This is a genomic window from Micromonospora sp. NPDC005299 (genome assembly GCF_042872345.1).
Classification (GTDB): domain Bacteria; phylum Actinomycetota; class Actinomycetes; order Mycobacteriales; family Micromonosporaceae; genus Micromonospora.
The window spans coordinates 1-18,785 of record NZ_JBIAKG010000014.1 but is presented as its reverse complement, the minus strand read 5'-3'; the positions used below and the strand labels follow the sequence as shown (position 1 = coordinate 18,785).

Annotated in this window: 17 protein-coding genes and 2 pseudogenes; 14 read left to right on the top strand and 5 right to left on the bottom strand. The window is 74.0% G+C overall.

What is annotated here, in order from left to right; all coding sequences use genetic code 11:
* Positions 1 to 20: 20 nt before the first annotated feature.
* Positions 21 to 536, top strand: coding sequence for an acyl-CoA thioesterase (locus tag ACFYPD_RS29660; RefSeq protein WP_387120567.1), 516 nt, complete (start codon positions 21 to 23; stop codon positions 534 to 536).
* 205 nt (positions 537 to 741) lie between these two features.
* Positions 742 to 2,730, top strand: a complete 1,989-nt coding sequence (locus tag ACFYPD_RS29655) for an acetoacetate--CoA ligase (RefSeq protein WP_387120564.1) — start codon at positions 742 to 744, stop codon at positions 2,728 to 2,730.
* 6 nt (positions 2,731 to 2,736) lie between these two features.
* On the opposite strand, the gene ACFYPD_RS29650 is transcribed toward ACFYPD_RS29655, so the two are convergent.
* Positions 2,737 to 3,426: a TIGR03089 family protein gene (locus tag ACFYPD_RS29650; protein WP_387120561.1), complete on the bottom strand. Its 690-nt coding sequence runs from the start codon at positions 3,424 to 3,426 to the stop codon at positions 2,737 to 2,739.
* A 152-nt stretch (positions 3,427 to 3,578) separates the two neighbouring features.
* On the opposite strand from ACFYPD_RS29650, the gene ACFYPD_RS29645 reads away from it, so the two are divergent.
* Both ACFYPD_RS29645 and ACFYPD_RS29640 read left to right on the top strand, forming a co-directional pair.
* Entirely contained in the window at positions 3,579 to 4,724 is a 1,146-nt protein-coding gene (locus tag ACFYPD_RS29645; RefSeq protein WP_387120558.1) for a glycosyltransferase family 4 protein, read from the top strand.
* A 63-nt stretch (positions 4,725 to 4,787) separates the two neighbouring features.
* Positions 4,788 to 5,879 carry a mannose-1-phosphate guanylyltransferase gene (locus ACFYPD_RS29640; protein WP_387120555.1) on the top strand — a complete coding sequence of 364 codons (1,092 nt, stop codon included), beginning with the start codon at positions 4,788 to 4,790 and terminating at the stop codon, positions 5,877 to 5,879.
* 11 nt (positions 5,880 to 5,890) lie between these two features.
* Here the strand turns inward: ACFYPD_RS29640 and ACFYPD_RS29635 are convergent, their stop codons facing one another.
* Positions 5,891 to 6,463 (bottom strand): NUDIX hydrolase, encoded by a 573-nt coding sequence (locus tag ACFYPD_RS29635; RefSeq protein WP_387120553.1) that lies wholly within the window; start codon positions 6,461 to 6,463, stop codon positions 5,891 to 5,893.
* Between the two features lie 39 nt (positions 6,464 to 6,502).
* Between ACFYPD_RS29635 and ACFYPD_RS29630 the strand changes: the two are divergent.
* The 3 genes and pseudogenes from ACFYPD_RS29630 to ACFYPD_RS29620 form a co-directional block, all read left to right on the top strand.
* Positions 6,503 to 7,178: pseudogene (locus tag ACFYPD_RS29630) on the top strand (hypothetical protein); the annotation flags it as partial.
* Positions 7,179 to 7,243: 65 nt separating this feature from the next.
* A pseudogene (locus ACFYPD_RS29625) lies at positions 7,244 to 7,591 on the top strand (hypothetical protein); the annotation flags it as partial.
* A gap of 253 nt (positions 7,592 to 7,844) precedes the next feature.
* Positions 7,845 to 8,849 carry an ArsR/SmtB family transcription factor gene (locus tag ACFYPD_RS29620; protein WP_387120550.1) on the top strand — a complete coding sequence of 335 codons (1,005 nt, stop codon included), beginning with the start codon at positions 7,845 to 7,847 and terminating at the stop codon, positions 8,847 to 8,849.
* 24 nt (positions 8,850 to 8,873) lie between these two features.
* Here the strand turns inward: ACFYPD_RS29620 and ACFYPD_RS29615 are convergent, their stop codons facing one another.
* Positions 8,874 to 9,959 carry a coenzyme F420-0:L-glutamate ligase gene (locus tag ACFYPD_RS29615; protein WP_387120547.1) on the bottom strand — a complete coding sequence of 362 codons (1,086 nt, stop codon included), beginning with the start codon at positions 9,957 to 9,959 and terminating at the stop codon, positions 8,874 to 8,876.
* Positions 9,956 to 10,903, bottom strand: a complete 948-nt coding sequence (cofD, locus tag ACFYPD_RS29610) for a 2-phospho-L-lactate transferase (protein WP_387120543.1) — start codon at positions 10,901 to 10,903, stop codon at positions 9,956 to 9,958. Before cofD ends, ACFYPD_RS29615 begins: the two co-directional genes overlap by 4 nt.
* 97 nt (positions 10,904 to 11,000) lie before the next feature.
* Here cofD and ACFYPD_RS29605 point away from each other — a divergent pair, with 97 nt between their 5' ends.
* The 6 genes from ACFYPD_RS29605 (at position 11,001) to ACFYPD_RS29580 (ending at position 17,555) form a co-directional block, all read left to right on the top strand.
* Positions 11,001 to 11,921 (top strand): hypothetical protein, encoded by a 921-nt coding sequence (locus tag ACFYPD_RS29605; RefSeq protein ID WP_387120540.1) that lies wholly within the window; start codon positions 11,001 to 11,003, stop codon positions 11,919 to 11,921.
* A 92-nt stretch (positions 11,922 to 12,013) separates the two neighbouring features.
* A complete protein-coding gene (locus tag ACFYPD_RS29600; RefSeq protein ID WP_387120537.1) occupies positions 12,014 to 14,521 on the top strand; it encodes a bifunctional FO biosynthesis protein CofGH in 2,508 nt (835 codons plus the stop codon).
* A gap of 153 nt (positions 14,522 to 14,674) precedes the next feature.
* Complete coding sequence (locus ACFYPD_RS29595; protein ID WP_387120534.1) at positions 14,675 to 14,956, top strand: hypothetical protein; 282 nt, start codon at positions 14,675 to 14,677, stop codon at positions 14,954 to 14,956.
* Between the two features lie 90 nt (positions 14,957 to 15,046).
* Entirely contained in the window at positions 15,047 to 16,444 is a 1,398-nt protein-coding gene (locus tag ACFYPD_RS29590) for a DUF4331 domain-containing protein (RefSeq protein WP_387120531.1), read from the top strand.
* A 13-nt stretch (positions 16,445 to 16,457) separates the two neighbouring features.
* Positions 16,458 to 16,799 (top strand): phospholipase, encoded by a 342-nt coding sequence (locus ACFYPD_RS29585; RefSeq protein ID WP_387120528.1) that lies wholly within the window; start codon positions 16,458 to 16,460, stop codon positions 16,797 to 16,799.
* Positions 16,800 to 17,294: 495 nt separating this feature from the next.
* Positions 17,295 to 17,555 carry a WhiB family transcriptional regulator gene (locus tag ACFYPD_RS29580; RefSeq protein WP_013284161.1) on the top strand — a complete coding sequence of 87 codons (261 nt, stop codon included), beginning with the start codon at positions 17,295 to 17,297 and terminating at the stop codon, positions 17,553 to 17,555.
* 102 nt (positions 17,556 to 17,657) lie between these two features.
* On the opposite strand, the gene ACFYPD_RS29575 is transcribed toward ACFYPD_RS29580, so the two are convergent.
* Positions 17,658 to 18,107, bottom strand: coding sequence for a metallopeptidase family protein (locus ACFYPD_RS29575; protein WP_091260118.1), 450 nt, complete (start codon positions 18,105 to 18,107; stop codon positions 17,658 to 17,660).
* A 154-nt stretch (positions 18,108 to 18,261) separates the two neighbouring features.
* On the opposite strand from ACFYPD_RS29575, the gene ACFYPD_RS29570 reads away from it, so the two are divergent.
* Positions 18,262 to 18,633 carry a DUF3499 domain-containing protein gene (locus ACFYPD_RS29570; protein WP_387120525.1) on the top strand — a complete coding sequence of 124 codons (372 nt, stop codon included), beginning with the start codon at positions 18,262 to 18,264 and terminating at the stop codon, positions 18,631 to 18,633.
* Positions 18,634 to 18,785: the final 152 nt, after the last annotated feature.

The window sequence follows — 18,785 nt, the reverse complement described above, 5'->3', positions numbered from 1 at the left end:
CGCACCGTACCGTTTCTGGCATGACAGATCACCCCTCCGCCCCGCCGGGCAAGCCGACCTCGTACTCGCGCGTCACGCTGAGTCGCATCATGACCGCTGTCGATGTCAATCTGTACGGGACCGTGCACGGTGGGGTACTGATGAAGTTCGTCGACGACGTGGCCGGTGCGGCGGCGGCCCGGCACAGCGGGGGCACCGCGGTGACCGCCTCGATCGACGAGATCGTCTTCTCCGAGCCGGTCCGGGTGGGCGACCTGGTGCACGCGCACGCCCAGGTCAACTGGACCGGCAACACGTCCATGGAGGTCGGGGTGAAGGTGGTCGCCGAGCGCTGGGACTCGGCCGAGGACGAGCCGGTCCGGGTGGCCACGGCGTACCTGGTCTTCGTGGGGGTGGACGTGGGTGGCGCGCCGCGGCCGGTCCGGCCGGTGCTGCCGGAGACGCCGGAGGACGAGCGGCGCTACCGGGAGGCGGAGATCCGCCGGGCCCACCGGCTGGCCCGCCGCCGGGCGATCCAGGCCCACCGCGCCGGCTGAGGTGTGAGGAGGGGCCCCGGTACGACGCCGGACGTCACGAAGGGGCCCTTCCTTGCACGGACCCACACTGGTGGGGGGCTTGGGGTGTGGGTGGGGCACGCCCCGTCGGGAGGGCCGGGTGCGGAGAATGGCCTCGCGAGGTAGGGCAAGATGGCGCCACGGCCCATGCACAGTGTCGTGCCGGGGCCTCAGGGAGGGTGGAACAGTGGGTGACGTGCTGTGGACGCCGCCGGCCGACGTGCGTGAGCGGTCCCGGATCGGCGACTACCTGCGCTGGCTGGCCGAGCACCGGGGGCTGGAGTTCGCCGACTACGACGCGCTGTGGCAGTGGTCGGTGACCGACCTGGACGGCTTCTGGCGGTCGATCTGGGACTACTTCGAGGTGGTCTCGCACACCCCGCCGACCGCCACGCTCACCGACCGGACCATGCCGGGCACCCGGTGGTTCCCCGACGCCACCCTCAACTACGCCGAGAACGTGCTGCGGATGCCCGGCCGGGGCGACGACGACCCGGTGGTGATCGCGCACGGGCAGACCCGCGCGCCGGAGACACTGACCGCCGCGCAGTTGCGCGACCGGGTCCGCCGGGTGGCGGCCGGTCTGCGCCGGCTCGGCGTGGGGAAGGGCGACCGGGTGGCGGCGTACGCGCCGAACATCCCGGAGACCTACGTCCTGCTGCTCGCCACCGCCAGCCTCGGCGCGATCTTCTCCTCCTGCGCGCCCGAGTTCGGCACCCGCAGCGTCACCGACCGCTGGCAGCAGATCGAGCCCACGGTGCTGGTGGCGGTCGACGGCTACCGCTACGGCGACAAGCCGGTCGACCGGCGCGCCGAGGTGGCCGCGATCCGGGCCGCCCTGCCGTCGCTGCGGCACACCGTCGGCATCGCGTACCTCGACCCGGCCGGCGCGCCTCCGGAGGCTGCGCTCTCCTGGGCGGAGCTGGCGGCGGAGACCGACGAGCCGCTGGCCTTCACCCCGGTGCCCGTCGACCACCCGCTCTACGTGCTCTACTCGTCCGGCACCACCGGCCTGCCCAAGCCGATCGTGCACGGCCACGGCGGCATCCTGCTGGAGCACCTGAAGATGCTGGCCCTGCACCACGACCTGGGCCCGGCCGACCGGTTCTTCTGGTTCACCACCACCGGCTGGATGATGTGGAACTTCCTGGTCTCCGGGCCGGCGGTGGGCGCGACGATCGTGCTCTTCGACGGCAACCCGGGCCACCCCGACCTGGGCGCGCTCTGGCGGCTGGCGGCGGAGACCGGCACCACCTACTTCGGCACCTCGGCGCCGTTCCTGCTGGCCTGCCGCAAGGCCGGGCTGGTCCCGAAGGACGGCGCCGACCTGTCCGCGCTGCGCGGGGTCGGCTCGACCGGCGCCCCGCTGCCCGCCGAGGGCTTCACCTGGGTCTACGAGAACGTCGGCGACCGCCTCCAGCTCCAGTCGCTCTCCGGCGGCACGGACGTCTGCACCGGTTTCGTCGGCGGCGTGCCGCTGCTGCCGGTGCACGCCGGGGAGATCACCTGCCGGGCGCTCGGCGCGAAGGTGGAGGCCCGCTCGGCCGACGGCACGCCGGTGATCGGCCAGCTCGGCGAGCTGGTGATCACCGAGCCGATGCCGAGCATGCCGGTCGGCTTCTGGAACGACACCGACGGCTCCCGCTACCGGGAGGCCTACTTCGAGCTCTACCCGGGCGTCTGGCGGCACGGCGACTGGATCACCGTCAACGAGCGCGGCGGCTGTGTGATCACCGGCCGCTCCGACGCCACCCTCAACCGGGGCGGCGTCCGGCTCGGCACGGCCGAGTTCTACTCGGTGGTCGAGGGGCTGGACGAGGTGGTCGACTCGGTCGTGGTGCACCTGGAGGACGACGAGGGTGGGGCCGGCGAACTGCTGCTCTTCGTGGTGCTCGCCGACGGCCTGGAGCTGGACGACGAGCTGCGGAAGAAGATCTGCCGGGAGTTGCGCACCGCACTGTCGCCGCGGCACGTCCCCGACGAGATCCACCAGGTCCGGGCGGTGCCGCGCACCCTGTCGGCGAAGAAGCTGGAGGTGCCGGTCAAGAAGATCCTCACCGGCACCCCGGTGGACCACGCCGCGGCGAAGGGCGCCCTGGCCAACCCCGAGTCGCTGACCGCCTTCGCCGCCTTCGCCCAGCGCCGCGCCGAGTCGGACCACCCAACCCCCGCCTGACCCCGGTCAGGCGAGGACCCGGGTGACCTTCTCCGTCGCGGTGCGGGAGTCGAGGCGGGCCGGGTCCAGGTTGGCGCAGGCCACCAGGGTGGCTTCGGCCGTAAGCGGGGCCAGCAGCCAGTCGACCGGGTCGGGGTGCCGCGTCACGTCGACCAGGAGCCGGTCGCCGGGGATGAGGCACAGCTCCGCGGCCCGGGCCTCCGCGCGGGCCAGCAGCGCCACGTCCCCCTCGCCGCCTCCGGGGTACGGGGTGAAGTGGTCGCCGTGCCCGCGTACGGCCGAGACGAAATCGGTGAAGCCGGCCGGCACCTCCCGCATCGGCAGCGCGAACGGGTCCAGGGCCAGCGCGTAGCGCTCGCCGGCCGGCCAGGCGCCCGCCTCGTCGACCCGGCCGGCGGCGGCGAAGAGCACGTCCACGTCGCCCGGGGCCTCGGCCACGGTCAGCTTCGCCGACCAGCAGCCCAGCAGCACGGCGGCGGTCTGCCAGTGCGGCGGCAGCAGCACCGCGGCCGTGTCGCCGGGGGCGAGGGCCGCCTCGTCGACGAGCAGGTTGGCCGTCTTGGCCACCCAGTTCGCGAGCGTCGCGCCGGAAAGTTCGGTGCGCTCGCCGGTGGCGTCGTCGTACCAGGTCAGCAGCGGGCGGGCGGGGTCGGGCGCGATCGCGTCGGCGAACACCCGGGCAATGTTGTCGGCCATCGGCGCGAACGATACGCGCCCGGTACGCGTACTCGATGACAACGACAAGTCGGCGTACCGTCGGGTCGCAGTCAGCGTCGGGCACCCGGCCCGGCGTAGGCTTGCCGACAGTGTTGTACCCCACAGACGCGCCACCCCTGAGGAGTCGCCCCGTGACCGCCGGTCGCCCGCCCCGCGTGCTCATCGACGCCACGAGTGTCCCCGCCGACCGTGGCGGCGTCGGTAGATACGTCGACGGCCTGCTCGGTGCCCTCGGCCGGGTCTGCGGCTCGGGCGTCGACCTGGCGGTGGTGAGCCTTCGCACCGACCTGGAGCGCTACACCCGCATGCTGCCCGGCGCCGAGGTGATCCCCGCCCCGGCGGCCGTCGCCCACCGGCCGGCCCGGCTCGCCTGGGAGCAGACCGGCCTGCCGCTGCTGGCCCAGCAGGTGGGCGCGGAGGTGCTGCACTCGCCCTTCTACACCTGCCCGCTGCGGGCCGGCTGCCCGGTCACGGTCACCGTGCACGACGCGACCTTCTTCACCGAGCCGGAGCACTACGACAAGTCGCGCCGCACCTTCTTCCGCAGTGCGATCAAGACCTCCCTGCGCCGCGCCGACCGGGTGATCGTGCCGAGCAAGGCCACCCGGGACGAGCTGATCCGGCTGCTGGACGCCGACCCGACCCGGATCGACGTGGCCTACCACGGGGTCGACCAGGCCGCCTTCCACGCGCCGAGCGAGGAGGAGAAGGCCCGGGTCCGGGCCCGCCTCGGGCTGGGCAGCAGCAGCTACGTCGCGTTCCTCGGGGCCAAGGAGCCGCGCAAGAACGTACCCAACCTGATCCGCGGCTGGTCCCGCGCGGTGGCCGACCGGGAGAACCCGCCGGCGCTGGTCATCGCCGGCGGCCAGGGGCACGACGACGACATCGACCGCGCGGTGGCCGAGGTGCCGTCGCACCTGCGGCTGCTGCGGCCGGGCTACCTGCGCTACGCCGACCTGCCCGGCTTCCTCGGCGGCGCGCTGGTCGCCGCCTACCCGTCCTACGGCGAGGGCTTCGGCCTGCCCATCCTGGAGGCGATGGCGTGCGCCGCGCCGGTGCTCACCACCCCGCGGCTCTCCCTGCCCGAGGTGGGCGGCGACGCCGTGGCGTACACCAGCGAGGACCCGGACCAGATCGCCACCGACCTGACCGCCCTGCTCGACGACGAGCAGCGCCGGCTCTCCCTGGCCAAGGCCGGCTTCGACCGCGCCAAGGAATTCACCTGGGAGTCCAGCGCGGAGGTGCACATCGCCGCGTGGAGCCGGGCGCGTTCCTGAGTGTCACCTGCGGGTACGCCCGACCCCGGGCCCGTAGCACGGCGGTTCGGGCATGATGTGCTGATGTTCTACGCCGTCATCCCGGCGGGTGGCAGTGGCACGAGGTTGTGGCCGCTGTCCCGTGCCGGCCACCCCAAGTTCCTCCACCCGCTGACCGGCACCCCGGCCTCGCTGCTCCAGGCGACGGTCGACCGGCTGTCGCCGCTGACCACGCCGCAGCGCACGCTGGTGGTCACCGGGGCCGCGCACGTCGCGGCGGTGGCCCGGCAACTGGCGGGCGTGCCGGAGGAGAACATCCTGGTCGAGCCCTCGCCGCGGGATTCCTGCGCGGCGATCGCGCTGGCCGCCGCGGTGATCGCCGACCGCGACCCGGAGGCGGTGATGGGCTCGTTCGCCGCCGACCACCTCATCGGTGACCCGGCGCGCTGGGCCGAGGTGGTCCGGCAGGCGATCCGCGGTGCCGAGCAGGGTTCACTGATGACGGTGGGCATCACCCCGACCCGGCCCGAGACCGGCTACGGCTACCTGGAGACCGGCGAGCCGGTGGGCGACGGCCCGCTGCGCCCGGTGATCGAGTTCAAGGAGAAGCCGGCCGCCGAGGTGGCCGAGGGCTACGTGCGTTCCGGCCGGCACCTCTGGAACGCCAGCATGTTCGTCTGGCGGGTGGACGTCTTCCTGGCCGAGCTGGCCCGGCAGCAGCCGGCCCTGCACGCGGGGATCACCGCGATCGCGGCGGCGTGGGGCACCCCCGAGCAGGACGACGTCCTCGGCACGGTCTGGCCGACCCTGCCGAAGATCTCCGTCGACTACGCGGTGATGGAGGGCGCGGCGACCGCCGGCCGGGTGGCGACCGTCCCGGGCGACTTCGGGTGGAACGACGTCGGCGACTTCCACACCCTCGGCGAGGTGCTCTCCGCCGACGCCGCCGGCAACGTGGTGCTGGGCGGCGACGCCAAGCCCGGCGTGCTGCTGCGGGACACCAGCGGCCTGGTGGTGGTGCCGCAGTCCGGCCGGCTGGTGGCCGCGATCGGCGTCCACGACCTGATCGTCGTGGACACCCCGGACGCCCTGCTGGTCTGCCCGCGCGACCGGGCGCAGGACGTGAAGAAGGTGGTCGACGAGCTCAAGGAGCGCGGCGAGGAGGGGCTGGTCTGACCGGCGCCGGATCAGCCGGCGGCCCGCCGCGCCAGCGCGGCCAGCCCCGGCGCCAGCAGCTGGACGGTCCCGTCGGCCAGTGGCTCGGGCAGCCGGTCCGGCGGGAACCAGCCCAGCGCCTCGGACTCGGCGCTGACCCGCTCGGTCGCCCCGGCCGGAGCCAGCACGGCGAACCGGACGTCGTAGTGCAGCGAGCCGCCCTGGCAGGCCACCGGGTGAATGTCCACGTCGATCGGCTCCGGGTCGACCACCAGGCCGGCGATCCCGGACTCCTCGGTGGCCTCGCGCAGCGCGGCCGCCGCCAGGGTCCGGTCGCCGGGCTCGCAGTGCCCGCCGAGCTGCACCCACTTGCGGAACCTGCCGTGCAGGCAGAGCAGCACCCGGGCGCCCGTCGGGTCGAGCACCAGGGCGCTGGCGGTGACGTGCCCGGGCCGGTGCGCCCGGCCCATGGCCACCGGCCCGGCCGCCAGCAGCGCCAGCGTCCGGTCCCGGTTCGCGGCGGCCGCCGGGCTGGTCGCCGTCCAGCGGCTCAGCACCGCGGTGGCGTCGACGTGCAGGTCGGCGTACGTCTCGGTGTCCGGCACCCCGCCACTGTACGGGCGCGCCCTTCGTACCCTGTCCCGGTGACCCTCCGACTCGTCGAGTTCGTCGTGGCCGGCAACGAGGCCAGTGACCTGCTGCCCGTCCGCTCCCCGGCGCTGCTGCGCGCCCACGGCGCCCGCCGCGGCTTCTGGACCGTCCTCGACGAGGGACCGGTGGAACGGTGCCTGGCGCTGCTGCTCGAGCGCGCGGACGGCGAGTGGGTGGCGCACCACGTGGCCGCCGACGCGGGCCGGGAGAACGGCCGCACCGAGGACGGCGAGGCGCTCGCCCACCACGACGGCTGGGTGTACGTCTTCGGCTCGCACTTCGGCTCGAAGGCCGGCCCGCTGCGCCCCCGCCGGGCGTTCGTGGCCCGGTTCCGGGAGGACGACGCCGCACGCGGGACGCTGCCGCTGCACGTGGTGCGCAACCGGTTCCGGCTGCACCGGGCGATCAACGACGCCCTCGCCGCCGCGCCGCTGACCCCGCTGCCGGCGGGGGAGCGGGTCCGCCGGCGGTTCATCGTGGAGACCCTGCACCGGGGCACCGCCCGGGCCAAGAGCTGGGTGAGCCGGCTGGCCGAGGACGACCTGCCCGTCAACGTCGAGGCGGCGGCCTTCACCCCGGCCGGGACGGTGCTGCTCGGGCTGCGCTTCCCGGTGACCGCCGAGGGCGAGCCGATCCTGGTCGAGCTGGCCGGCGTGGCCGACATGTTCGGCAACGACGACGGCTCCGGGTCGCGGCGTGGCGTCGGCCGCGCCGAGCCGGAGATGGCGCAGGGCTGGCCGCGCGCCGTCGGGGCGTACGCCCTGACCGGGGTGACCCCGGCGGGCGCGCTGACCGGCTTCCGGGCTGTCGCGCCGACGCCGGACGGCGGCTACGCGGCGGTGATCGGCTCGATCGACGCGGTCGGCAAGGGCTCGGTGCTGCTGGACGACCATCCGCACGGCGGCCCGGTGACCTCGCGGCACGTCCGGTTCCGGCACGACGTCGGCCCGGACGCCCGGGTGGCGGGGAAGCTGGTGACCGAGCTGGCGCCGTTCCACCACGTGGAGGGGCTGGCCGAGCTGGACGGGCGCTGCTACTACGTCACCGACGAGGACCACCGGGTGGCGCTCTGGCTCGGCTGAGCGGTCGCCGGACGACACCTCTACGGAGAACAGCCGCAGACCCTCGTGGTGCCGTCCGGTCGACCGGCGCGCCCGCTGACCGACGACCGGTTCGGCGTGGCCGTGCCCCGGCATCGGCGGGCAAGAGGAAGTCTGCCCAACCCGGCCGGGCACCGTCGAGGTTTTTCATCCCACGCTTAAAGATGGAGATAAGTGCCGGCAGGTACAGTGCTCAAGGTGGCGGGCATTCCCTCTGTCCGCCCGGGAGAGCTCCATGCTGAAGGTCATTTTCTCCCGCGAGGACATCCTGCGGACCAGGGTGGCCGCTGCCGCGGACCCGGTCTGGGAACTGGTCCTCAGCCTGCACCTGCTTCAGGGCCGCGGGCGTGACCCGCTCCTGACCGAGTGGCGACGCACCGTGGCCCGCGGGCTGCGGACGGACACCACGGCCGACCGCTTCCGCCTGCTGCTCGCGCTCAATCCGCCCCGCGGCTACTTCCCCGACTTCCTCACCCCGTACGCCAGCAAGGACGGCCTGGACGCCGGGCTGGAGGCGGTCCGGGGCACCCCGGTCGACCTGCTCCGCCGTGACCTCACCCGGCTCGCCGAGGAGAACGTGCTGCCGGCGTCGGCGAGCGCCCTGGCCCGTGGCCAGCCCGACGTGCTGAGCCACCTGACCGACTCGATGGTCCGGTACCAGTCGCTGGCGGTCACCCCGTACTGGTCGCGGATCCAGGCCGCCGTGGAGGCGGACCGGGCCCGCCGCGCCCGGGCCATGCTCGACGGCGGCGCCGAAGGGCTGCTGACCAGCCTGCGACCGAGCATGCGCTGGGCCGACGGGGTGCTGGAGGTCCTCGACTACCCGGACAGCCGGGAGCTGCACCTCGACGGCCGGGGGCTGCTTCTCGTGCCCTCGTTCTTCTGCGCGCGCACACCCGTCGCGCTCCTCGACCCGAGCCTGCCGCCGGTGCTGGTCTACCCCGTCGACCGGCTCGGCGGCCTCATGCCCGAGCCGGGCAGCGCCGCGCACCGGGACGCCGACGCGGCGCAGCGGGAGGCGCTGGCCGCCCTGCTCGGCCGGACCCGCGCGGCCGTGCTGGAGGCCGCCGACGAGGGCTGCACCACCGGCGAGGTCGCCCGCCGGCTGCGCATCTCCGCCGCCGCGGCCAGCCAGCACACCACCGTGCTGCGCAACGCCGGCCTGCTGGTCAGCCACCGCGACCGCAACACGGTCCTGCACACCCTGACCCCCCTCGGCCGCGCCGTCCTCGACGCCTGACCCGCCGCCGGCGGCGCCTAGGTGTCACACGGCGAGGGTCGCGCTGGCGGTGCTTCCCGGCGGCGGGGGGAGCAGCGCCGACGGGACGCCCTCGGCGGCCAGCGCGGTGCGGAGCCGTTGCAGGTCGGCGCCGAAACGGACCAGGTCCGCCGCGTCGACCGGGGCCGGTGGCACCCCGAGGACCAGGCCGGTGGCCGGCGCCGGCCAGCCGGGCATGGCGGCGACCAGTCCGGCGCGTACCTCGGGGTCGGTGACGTGGGTGAAGACGGTGCCGGGCGCGACCACCTCGGCGACGGCGGCGATCGCCCGGTCGACGGCGGCCGGGTCGGCCGGGGTCGGGCCGGGGCCGTCGGCCAGGGTGGCCGCCTCCCGCAGGCCGGCGGCGCGCGCCTCGGCGGTGCCGAGGGAGAAGAGGTCCAGCGACGCATCCCGCACCAGCGCCCGGGCGCCCTCGTCGTCGTCGCGGGTCCCGCCCAGGTAGCCGCGGATCACCGCGACCGGCACCTGGTCGCACTTGCCCTTGATCAGCTCGCCGGCCGCGGCCAGCTCGTCCACCACGGCCATCTGGGTGAGCTGGAGTTCGTTGCCGTAGGGGTCGATCTCGCCCCGGTGGTCGCGGATCGCCGGCATGCCGGCCACCCCGAGCGCCACGTCGGTGAGCCCGTTGCGCCACGGCCGGCCCATGGTGTCGCTGACGATGACCGCCACGTCGACGTCGTACCGCTCGCGCAGCGTGCCGCGCAGCGCGCGGGCGGAGGCATCCGGGTCCTTCGGCAGCAGCACCAGCCGGGTCTTGTCCACGTTGGACGCGTCGATGCCGGCGGAGGCCATCACGAACCCGTGGTGGGTCTGCACGATCCGGGTGGTGCCGCGCGCGGCCACCACGCGGGCGGTCTCCCCGGCCAGCACCTCGTCCCGGGCGGCGAGCCGCTCCGGCCCGTCGGCCGGCACGTCGACCAGCCGGCCCTCCGCCTTCGACACGACCTTGCTGGTCACCACCAGCACGTCGCCGTCGCGCAGCCAGGGCGCCGCGGTGGCGATCAGCGCCGCCAGGTCGTCGCCCTCGGTCACGTCGCCGATGCCGAGCACCGGCAGGATCTCCAGCCTCACATCAGCTCCAACGCTGCTCGGACCATCGCCGCCGTCGCCGCCTCGTCGGTCATCCGCAGCGGCGCCGGGCGCACGGTCACCTCCGGTACCACGGTGCCCTCGTCCTCGGGCGCGACCAGCCAGCCGTCGAGCAGGCCGCCGGCCGAGCGGCCGCCGTAGAGGCCGCCCACCCCGGCCGCGCTGCACTCGACGCCGAGCACGGACAGGCAGCGGTCCGCCATGCCGCGGACCGGCGCGCCGCCGATGATCGGGGACACCCCGACGACCGGGGCCGGCCCGTCGGCGACCGCGTCCCGCAGGCCCGGCACGGCCAGGATCGGGGCGACACTCACCACCGGGTTGCTGGGCGCGACGAGGACCACGTCGGCGGCGCGGATCGCCTCCAGCACCCCGGGCGCCGGCTTCGCCGTCTCCGCGCCGACGAAGACGAACCGGTGCGTCGGGACGTCCGCCCGGTGGCGTACCCACCACTCCTGGAAGTGGATCGCCCGCTGGCCGCCGTCCAGATCCACCACGACGTGCGTCTCCAGCCGGTCGTCGGTGGCGGGCAGCAGGCGTACGCCGGGCTCCCAGCGCATGGACAGCGCCTCGGTGACCTGGGACAGCGGGTAGCCGGCGTTGAGCATGGTGGTGCGCACCAGATGGGTGGCGAGATCCTTGTCGCCCAGGCCGAACCAGGCCGGCTCGGCGCCGTACGCGGCCAGCTCGGACTTGACCGTCCAGGTCTCGCCCACCCGGCCCCAGCCCCGTTCCGGGTCGGCGCCCCCGCCCAGCGTGTACATGACGCTGTCCAGGTCGGGGCAGACCTTCAGCCCGTGCAGCAGCAGATCGTCGCCGACGTTGACCACGGCGGTCACCTCGGCCCCCACCTCCCGGGCGTACGCCCGGACGCCGAGCAGGAACCGGGCGCCCCCGATACCGCCGGTCAGAACCACGATGCGCATGACGTCCATCCTTGCGCACGCGGCGCCGTCGATGAGCCGTGGCCGGAGAGACTACGCTCACGTCGGCAACTTCCGTTTTCGTCCCCAGGGGGAGTCCGTGACCAGCCCCGCCGAGCCCGCGTCCGGCGACACCACGCAGGCCAGCCAGTTGACCAAGCCGCTGCGCGAACTGGCCGCGCTCGTCCTGCTCGGCGCGAACGCCGTGCTGCTCTTCGTCGGCCTGCTGCGCCTGCTGGTGCCGGTCGACGACTACAGCACGTTCAGCGGCCGGGCCGGGAGCACCTTCTTCGCCTTCATCGGCCTGGAGTCGACCGTCCTGCCGCTGCTGGCCGTGCTGCTCGCCACCCACGTCCGCCCGGTGTTGCCGAAGGCGAAGCTGATCACCCAGGTCGCGCTGGTCGAGTACGCCGTCGCCGCGGTGTTCGGCGCGCTGACCCTCCTGATCTGGCTGGTCGGCCGGCTCGCCGACGGCGAGGTGCTGGACGCGTTCCTCGGCCTGCTCACCCGGCTGGCCTGGCTGGCCGTGTTCGCGATCGCCGCGTTCGTGGTCTTCAAGATCTGGCGAACCCTCTACTACGTCCCGAAGCCGAAGCCGCAGCCCGGTGTCTACGGCCAGGCGCAGCCCGGCTGGCCGCAGCAGCCCGGCCCGATGCCCGGCCAGCCCGGCGGCTACCCCGCCGCGGGCGCGTACCCCGGCGCGCCCCAGCAGCCGGGCGGCTACCCGCAGCCCGGCCCGTACGGCTCGGCCCAGCCGGCGCCGCCGTTCAACACCGCCCCGCCGCACGCGCCACAGTCGAGCCCGCCGTTCGGCGCCCCGCAGTCGGGTCCGCCCCTCGCCGGCCCGCCGTCCGCGCCGCCGTACGGCGCCCCGCACGCGGCGCCGCCGTTCGGCCAGCCGCCGTCGGCCGACCCGACCCAGGCGATCCCGCGCCAGCCGGCCGACCCCGGCCAGCCGGCCCCGCCGGACGGCGACCGGACCCAGCGCTTCGACCGGGAGGACCCGAACTTCCCGCGCTGAGCCGCCGGATGCGCACGGTTTCCCGCGGCCGACCGCCCGTCTCCTCGTCGGGGGCGGGCGGGCCCGGACCTGCCAGCGCATAGGCTGGGCGGATGGTTGATCGCAGCGAGCCGGTCCCGACCGAGGCGAGTGTCCGGCGGGCCCTGGGCCGGGCCGCCACCGGCCGGGCACTGGACGTGGCTGAGGCGAGCGCACTGCTCACCGCGCGCGGCGCGGCCCTGGACGAGCTGCTCCGGACCGCCGCCGAGATCCGCGACGCCGGGCTGCGGGAGGCCGGCCGCCCGGGCGTCGTCACCTTCTCCAAGAAGGTGTTCATCCCGCTGACCCGGCTCTGCCGGGACCGCTGCCACTACTGCACCTTCGCCACGGTGCCGCACCGGCTGCCCGCCGCGTACCTGGAGAAGGACGAGGTTCTGGCCATCGCCCGGGAGGGCGCCGCGCAGGGCTGCAAGGAGGCGCTGTTCACCCTGGGCGACCGCCCCGAGGAGCGCTGGCCGGCCGCCCGGCGGTGGCTCGACGAGCGGGGCTACGACTCCACCCTCGACTACCTGCGCGCCTGCGCGGTGGCGGTGCTGGAGGAGACCGGCCTGCTGCCGCACCTCAACCCGGGCGTGCTGTCCTGGTCGGAGCTGCAACGGCTCAAGCCGGTCGCCCCGAGCATGGGCATGATGCTGGAGACCACCGCCACCCGGCTCTGGTCCGAGCCGGGCGGCCCGCACTACGGATCACCCGACAAGGAGCCGGCGGTGCGGCTGCGGGTGCTCGACGACGCCGGCCGGGTCGGTGTGCCGTTCACCACCGGGCTGCTGATCGGCATCGGGGAGACCCTGGCCGAGCGGGTCGACGCGCTCTTCGCCATCCGCCGCGCGCACCGGGAGTACGGCCACCTCCAGGAGGTGATCGTGCAGAACTTCCGCGCCAAGCCGGACACCGCGATGCGTGGCATGCCCGACGCGGAGCTGCACGACCTCGCGGCCACGGTGGCGGTGGCCCGGGTGCTGCTCGGCCCGAAGGCCCGGATCCAGGCCCCGCCGAACCTCATCGAGGGCGAGTACGACCTGCTGCTGCGCGCCGGCATCGACGACTGGGGCGGCGTCTCGCCGGTCACCCCGGACCACGTCAACCCGGAGCGCCCCTGGCCGCACCTGGACGAGCTGGCCCGGCGTACCGGGCAGGCCGGCTTCACCCTGCGCGAGCGGCTGACCGTCTACCCGGAGTACGTCCGGGCCGGCGATCCGTGGCTCGACCCGCGCCTGCTGCCGCACGTCACCGCCCTGGCCGACCCGGAGACCGGGCTGGCCGTCGAGGCGGCCCGCCCGGTGGGCCGGCCGTGGCAGGAGCCGGAGGAGGTGTTCGGCGGTCGGACCGACCTGCACGTCACCATCGACACCACCGGGCGGACCGGGGACCGGCGGGGCGACTTCGACGACGTCTACGGCGACTGGTCGGAGGTGGCCGCGAGGGTCGCCGTGCCGGCCGCCGTGGCGAACGATCCCGAGCTGCGCGCCGGCCTGCGGCTGGCCGCCGACGATCCGGCCGCGCTGCTGGAACCGGCGCACGAGGCGAAGGCGCTGGCGCTGTTCGGCGCGGACGGCCCGGCGCTGGAGGAGCTGTGCCGGATCGCCGACGACGTGCGGCGGGACGCGGTCGGCGACGACGTCACCTACGTGGTCAACCGCAACATCAACTTCACCAACGTCTGCTACGTGGGCTGCCGGTTCTGCGCCTTCGCCCAGCGGGAGAGCGACGCCGACGCGTTCCGGCTGTCCGTGGGGCAGGTCGCCGACCGGGCCGAGGAGGCGTGGGCGGCCGGCGCCACCGAGGTGTGCCTCCAGGGCGGCATCGACCCGAAGCTGCCGGTCACCGGCTACGCCGACATCGTCCGGGCGATCAAGGCGCGGGTGCCCGGGATGCACGTGCACGCCTTCTCCCCGATGGAGATCGTCACCGCCGCCGCGAAGGCGGGCGTGCCGGTGAAGGAGTGGCTGCTCCAGCTCCGCGAGGCCGGCCTGGACACCATCCCGGGCACCGCGGCGGAGATCCTCGACGACGAGGTGCGCTGGGTGCTCACCAAGGGCAAGCTGCCGGCCGCCGCCTGGGTCGAGGTGGTCGGCACGGCCCACGAGCTGGGCATCCGGTCCAGCTCCACCATGATGTACGGCCACGTCGACCACCCCGGCCAGTGGCTGGCCCACTTCCGGGTGCTGGCCGGCCTGCAGGACCGCACCGGCGGCTTCACCGAGTTCGTGGCGCTGCCGTTCGTGCACACCAACGCGCCGATCTACCTGGCCGGCCTCGCCCGGCCCGGCCCGACCTGGCGGGAGAACCGGGTCGTGCACGCGATGGCACGGCTGCTGCTGCACGGCCGCATCGCCAACATCCAGTGTTCCTGGGTGAAGCTCGGCGACGCCGGCACGGTGGCGATGCTCCAGGGTGGCTGCAACGACCTGGGCGGCACCCTGATGGAGGAGACCATCTCCCGGATGGCCGGCTCGGGCAACGGCTCGGCCCGCACGGAGGAGCAGCTCCGGGGGATCGCGGCGGCGGCGGGCCGACCGGTCCGCAAGCGGACGACCGCGTACGGTCACGTCGGCGCGTAGCGTCGAACCTTTCCCCGCCGTCGGCCGTACCAGTGGATGCCGGCGGCGGTTGCGGCGAGGACCGCCGCCGGCGCCCCCAAGCCCGGGGCACCCGGCCGCGTCCGGGTCCCGGTCCACCGCGGGCGCTGCGGCGCCGGCCCGGAAAGGTTGCCCATGACCACTGATGAGCCGAAGCGGCGGCCCTGGCCGCGACTGACCCGCCGGCAGACACTGACCGCGGCCGCGAGCGCCACCCTGGGCGCCGCCGCCCTCACCGTGCCGGGCCTGTCCGCCGCGCAGAACGCCCCCTCCGCGGGCCGGCGCGACGAGCCGATCGTGGTCCACCTCCGCGACGCGGCCTCCGGCGCGCTGGACGTCTTCGTCGGCACGACCCGGATCCAGGTACGCGACCGCGGCCTGGCCGACCGCCTGGTCCGCGCCGCCGCCCGGCGCTGACCGCCCCCGCGCCACCGGCGCGGCCCTCCCGGCGCGGGCTCCCGGCGCCGGTCCCGACTTCCGCTACCCCCGACGAAGGTGTGGTCCGCCATGTCCTCTCACCGCGAGGCCCCGGAGATAGCCAAGGATCCGGTCGCCGACAGCTCCGACTTGTACGCGTTCGTCAGCCCGAGCCAGCCCGACACGGTCACGTTGATCGCCAACTACGTGCCGGTGCAGCTCCCCTCCGGCGGCCCCAACTTCTTCGAGTTCGGCGACGACGTCCGGTACGAGATTCACGTCGACAACGACGGCGACGGTAATCCGGACGTCACCTATCGTTTCGAATTCACCACGGAGATCACGAATCCGAACAGCTTTCTTTACAACACCGGGCCGATCGAGGCGCTGGACAGCAAGAACTGGAACCGGCGGCAGTTCTACCGGCTGACCCGGGTCGCCGACGGCCGGGAGCACGTGCTGGCGCACAAGCTGCCCTGTCCGCCGTGCAACGTCGGACCGCTGTCCACGCCCAAATACCAGGACCTGGTGCGGCAGGCGACCTTCCGGCTGTCGACCGGGGAGAAGGTCTTCGCCGGCCAGCGGGCCGACGGCTTCTTCGTCGACCTGGGCGCCGTCTTCGACCTCGGCACGCTGCGACCCTTCCAGCAGCTGCACGTGGCCGGCAAGAAGCTGTTCAAGACCGAGGGCGAGCCGGTCAACGCACTCGACCGGTTGAACGTGCACAGCATCGCCGTGCAGGTCCCGCTCGCCAAGGTCCGGCGCAAGGCCAGCCGGTACGGCTACGCCGACCGCGCCTCGACCATCGGCGTCTGGACGACCGCCTCCCGGCAGCAGGTCCGGGTGCTCGGCGACCGGGTGGCCGCGGCCACCGCCGCCGGCCCCTTCACCCAGGTCTCCCGGCTGGGCAACCCGCTGTTCAACGAGGTCGTCGTGCCGATGTCCAAGAAGGACCTGTGGAACACGCTGCCGCCCACCGAGGACAAGCGCTTCGCCCAGTTCGTCGAGCATCCCGAACTGGCCGCGCTGCTGCCCGCGCTCTACCCGGGCGTGTTCCCCAGCCTGGACGCGCTGAACAAATCGAAGAAGCCCCGGGCCGACCTGGTGGCGATCCTGCTCACCGGCGTGCCGGCCGGGCTGATCAACGGCTTCGCCAACACCACCGGCGACCTGCAGGCCGACATGCTGCGGCTGAACACGGCGATCCGGCCCAGCCGCAAGCCGGACCGGTTCGGTGTGCTCGGCGGCGACCTGGCGGGCTTCCCGAACGGCCGCCGGGTCGGCGACGACGTGGTGACCATCGCGCTGCGGGCGATCGCCGGGCTGACCGTGCCGTTGGTGGACAAGACGTTCAAGCCGGACGCGGCGGCGGCCGCGGTCACCCCGGGGTTGAGCGCCGCCGACGTGACGGCGCCCTTCCTCGGTGACTTCCCGTTCCTCGGTACGCCGTACGACGGGTTCAACAATCCGCCGGCGAAGAAGTCCTGAGCGGGGAGGTCACGTGCACGACCATCACCACACCCTCGGTCCCTCGGAGAGCGGCAGCGTCGTGCTCGACCTGGGCGGCGACTCCGGCGCGCTGATCATCCACACCGGACGTGACCTGCACGGCCGGGAGATCGAGATCAGCCGCGTCGACCGGGACGAACCTCGCACCCACTCGGCCGTACGCGAGCGGCACGTCCGGGACGGGGTGGTCCACAGCGCCGTCTACCCGGACCTGGCGGCCGGTCTCTATACCGTCTGGTGGGACGACACCACCCCCGCCGGCGCGATTTCGGTCACCGGCGGCGCGATCGCCGAATTCGTCTGGCCAGCCAGCTCACCGCAGGGAGTGGACTGACCGTCCAGGTTGCCGCGCGGCCGCGCCTCGTCCACATGGTGGGCGGGGCGCGGCCGGCGTCTCGAACCTCGACGGGCAGTACTGCTCCGGTCGGGTTAACCTTGGGCCCCACCAAAGCTGATCTTGGACGGTGTCACGACGACCGCCCCGGGTTGCGGCCCGCCGGAAGCCTCCACCGGGGGCCGCCGGCGGTGTCCACACCGGTGCGCCACGGCAGAAAACTTGGGGCAACTCGCCGGGGAAGGCGTTACTCGTCCGGGGTCTGAATCGATAGGGCAGGTTGCGAGGGTCGGGCGGCCACGAGGGTCGTCCGGGACGTGTCGGGAGGACGACTCCATTATCAAGTTTGGCTTGACGGCGCACGCATTACACGCGTGTAATTTGAATGGGGTTGTTCGCGCGGAACGCAACAAATTGTGACCGGACGAACAGGCACGCCTTTCGCGTGGGGGGTTGCAGCGGCGATGACGCCGGTGCGCGACAAGGAGGCAACGGATGGACGGCCAGCTCGAGGTGGCCGACCTGCTCGGAAACGCGCCGGAGTGGCAGGAGCGGGCCCTGTGCTCGCAGACCGACCCGGAGGCGTTCTTTCCCGAGAAGGGCGGCTCGACCCGCGAGGCGAAGCGCATCTGCTCGCGGTGTGAAGTGAAGACGGAGTGTCTCGAATACGCGCTCGGCCACGACGAGCGGTTCGGGATCTGGGGTGGGCTCTCCGAGCGGGAGCGGCGCAAGCTCAAGCGGCGGGTCGCCGCCTGACACGCGTACCGGACCGGGTGGTGGGGGCCGCCCGGGGTCCGGGGCCGGCGACCCGGCCGGCGGGGGCCGGCCGGGACGCGGCGGTGGTCGGCCGGTGCCGGTTCAGGCCAGTTCGTCGGGGTCGACGCCGAGCAGGTTCGCCACCTGCTCGATGATCACGTCGTGCACGAGGTCCGCGAGGTCCTCGCGGTCCATGGCCCGGAACTCCAGCGGTCGCCGGTAGAGCACGATGCGCGGCGGCACCTCCTGCCGGCCCGGGCGCCCGGGCAGCAGCCGGGCGAGCGGCACCTCGCCGTCCTCCAGCACGTCCGAGTCGTAGACGTTCAGATCCGGCGGGACGTCCTCCACGGCGAACTCCACCCCGGCCAGTTCCTTGGCGAAGCGGCGTTCGAGCGTCTCGACCGTGTCCAGCACCAGGTCGTCGAAGACCTCGGCCTTGGTCCGGGCCAGCGGCACGGTGGCCGGCACCAGCCGCCCCCGCAGCCCCCGCCCGTGGCGGTCGCGGTGGGTGCGCCGGCCGGAGCCGGGGCGGCGGTTTTCCGGGCTCGTCATGACGCACAGGGTAGCCCGCGTACCCGGGCCACCCGCCGTCGCGCCGCCGGCCCGGCGCGCCGACGCGCCGATCGGACGAATTGTGATCACCATGACGGGCGTGTCGCAACGCGAAGCGGTGCGCCGCACCCGGTAATGGGGATACCCTGCCGCCGTGAGGTCACCACGGCGCTGCTCCCGTAACGGCTGCCCCCGGCAAGCGGTCGCCACATTGACCTATGTCTACAACGAGTCCACAGCCGTCGTGGGCCCACTCGCCGCGTTCGCCGAGCCGCACACGTACGACCTGTGCGAGCCGCACGCCCGCAACCTGACCGCCCCGCGCGGCTGGGACGTGGTGCGCCACGAGGGCGAGTTCGAGCCCCCGCCGCCCACCACCGACGACCTGGTCGCCCTGGCCGAAGCCGTCCGCGAGGCGGCCCGCCCGGCACCCCCACGGCCGCCGTCGAACGACGACCACCAGGCCCCCCAGACGCCCCAGCAGGGCCGCCGAGGCCACCTCCGCGTCATCCCCCCGAACCACTAAACCCTGCCCTCCTCCGCCCCCCACCCGGGTGGATCATGAAGTTGTTGTCCTCCAGCACGGGGCGGGGTCAAGGGGTCAGTGCAATCGCTAGGGCGCGATGAGTTGTGCGAGGCGTTGGGCCGGGGTGGCCCAGCCCAGCGTTTCGCGGGGTC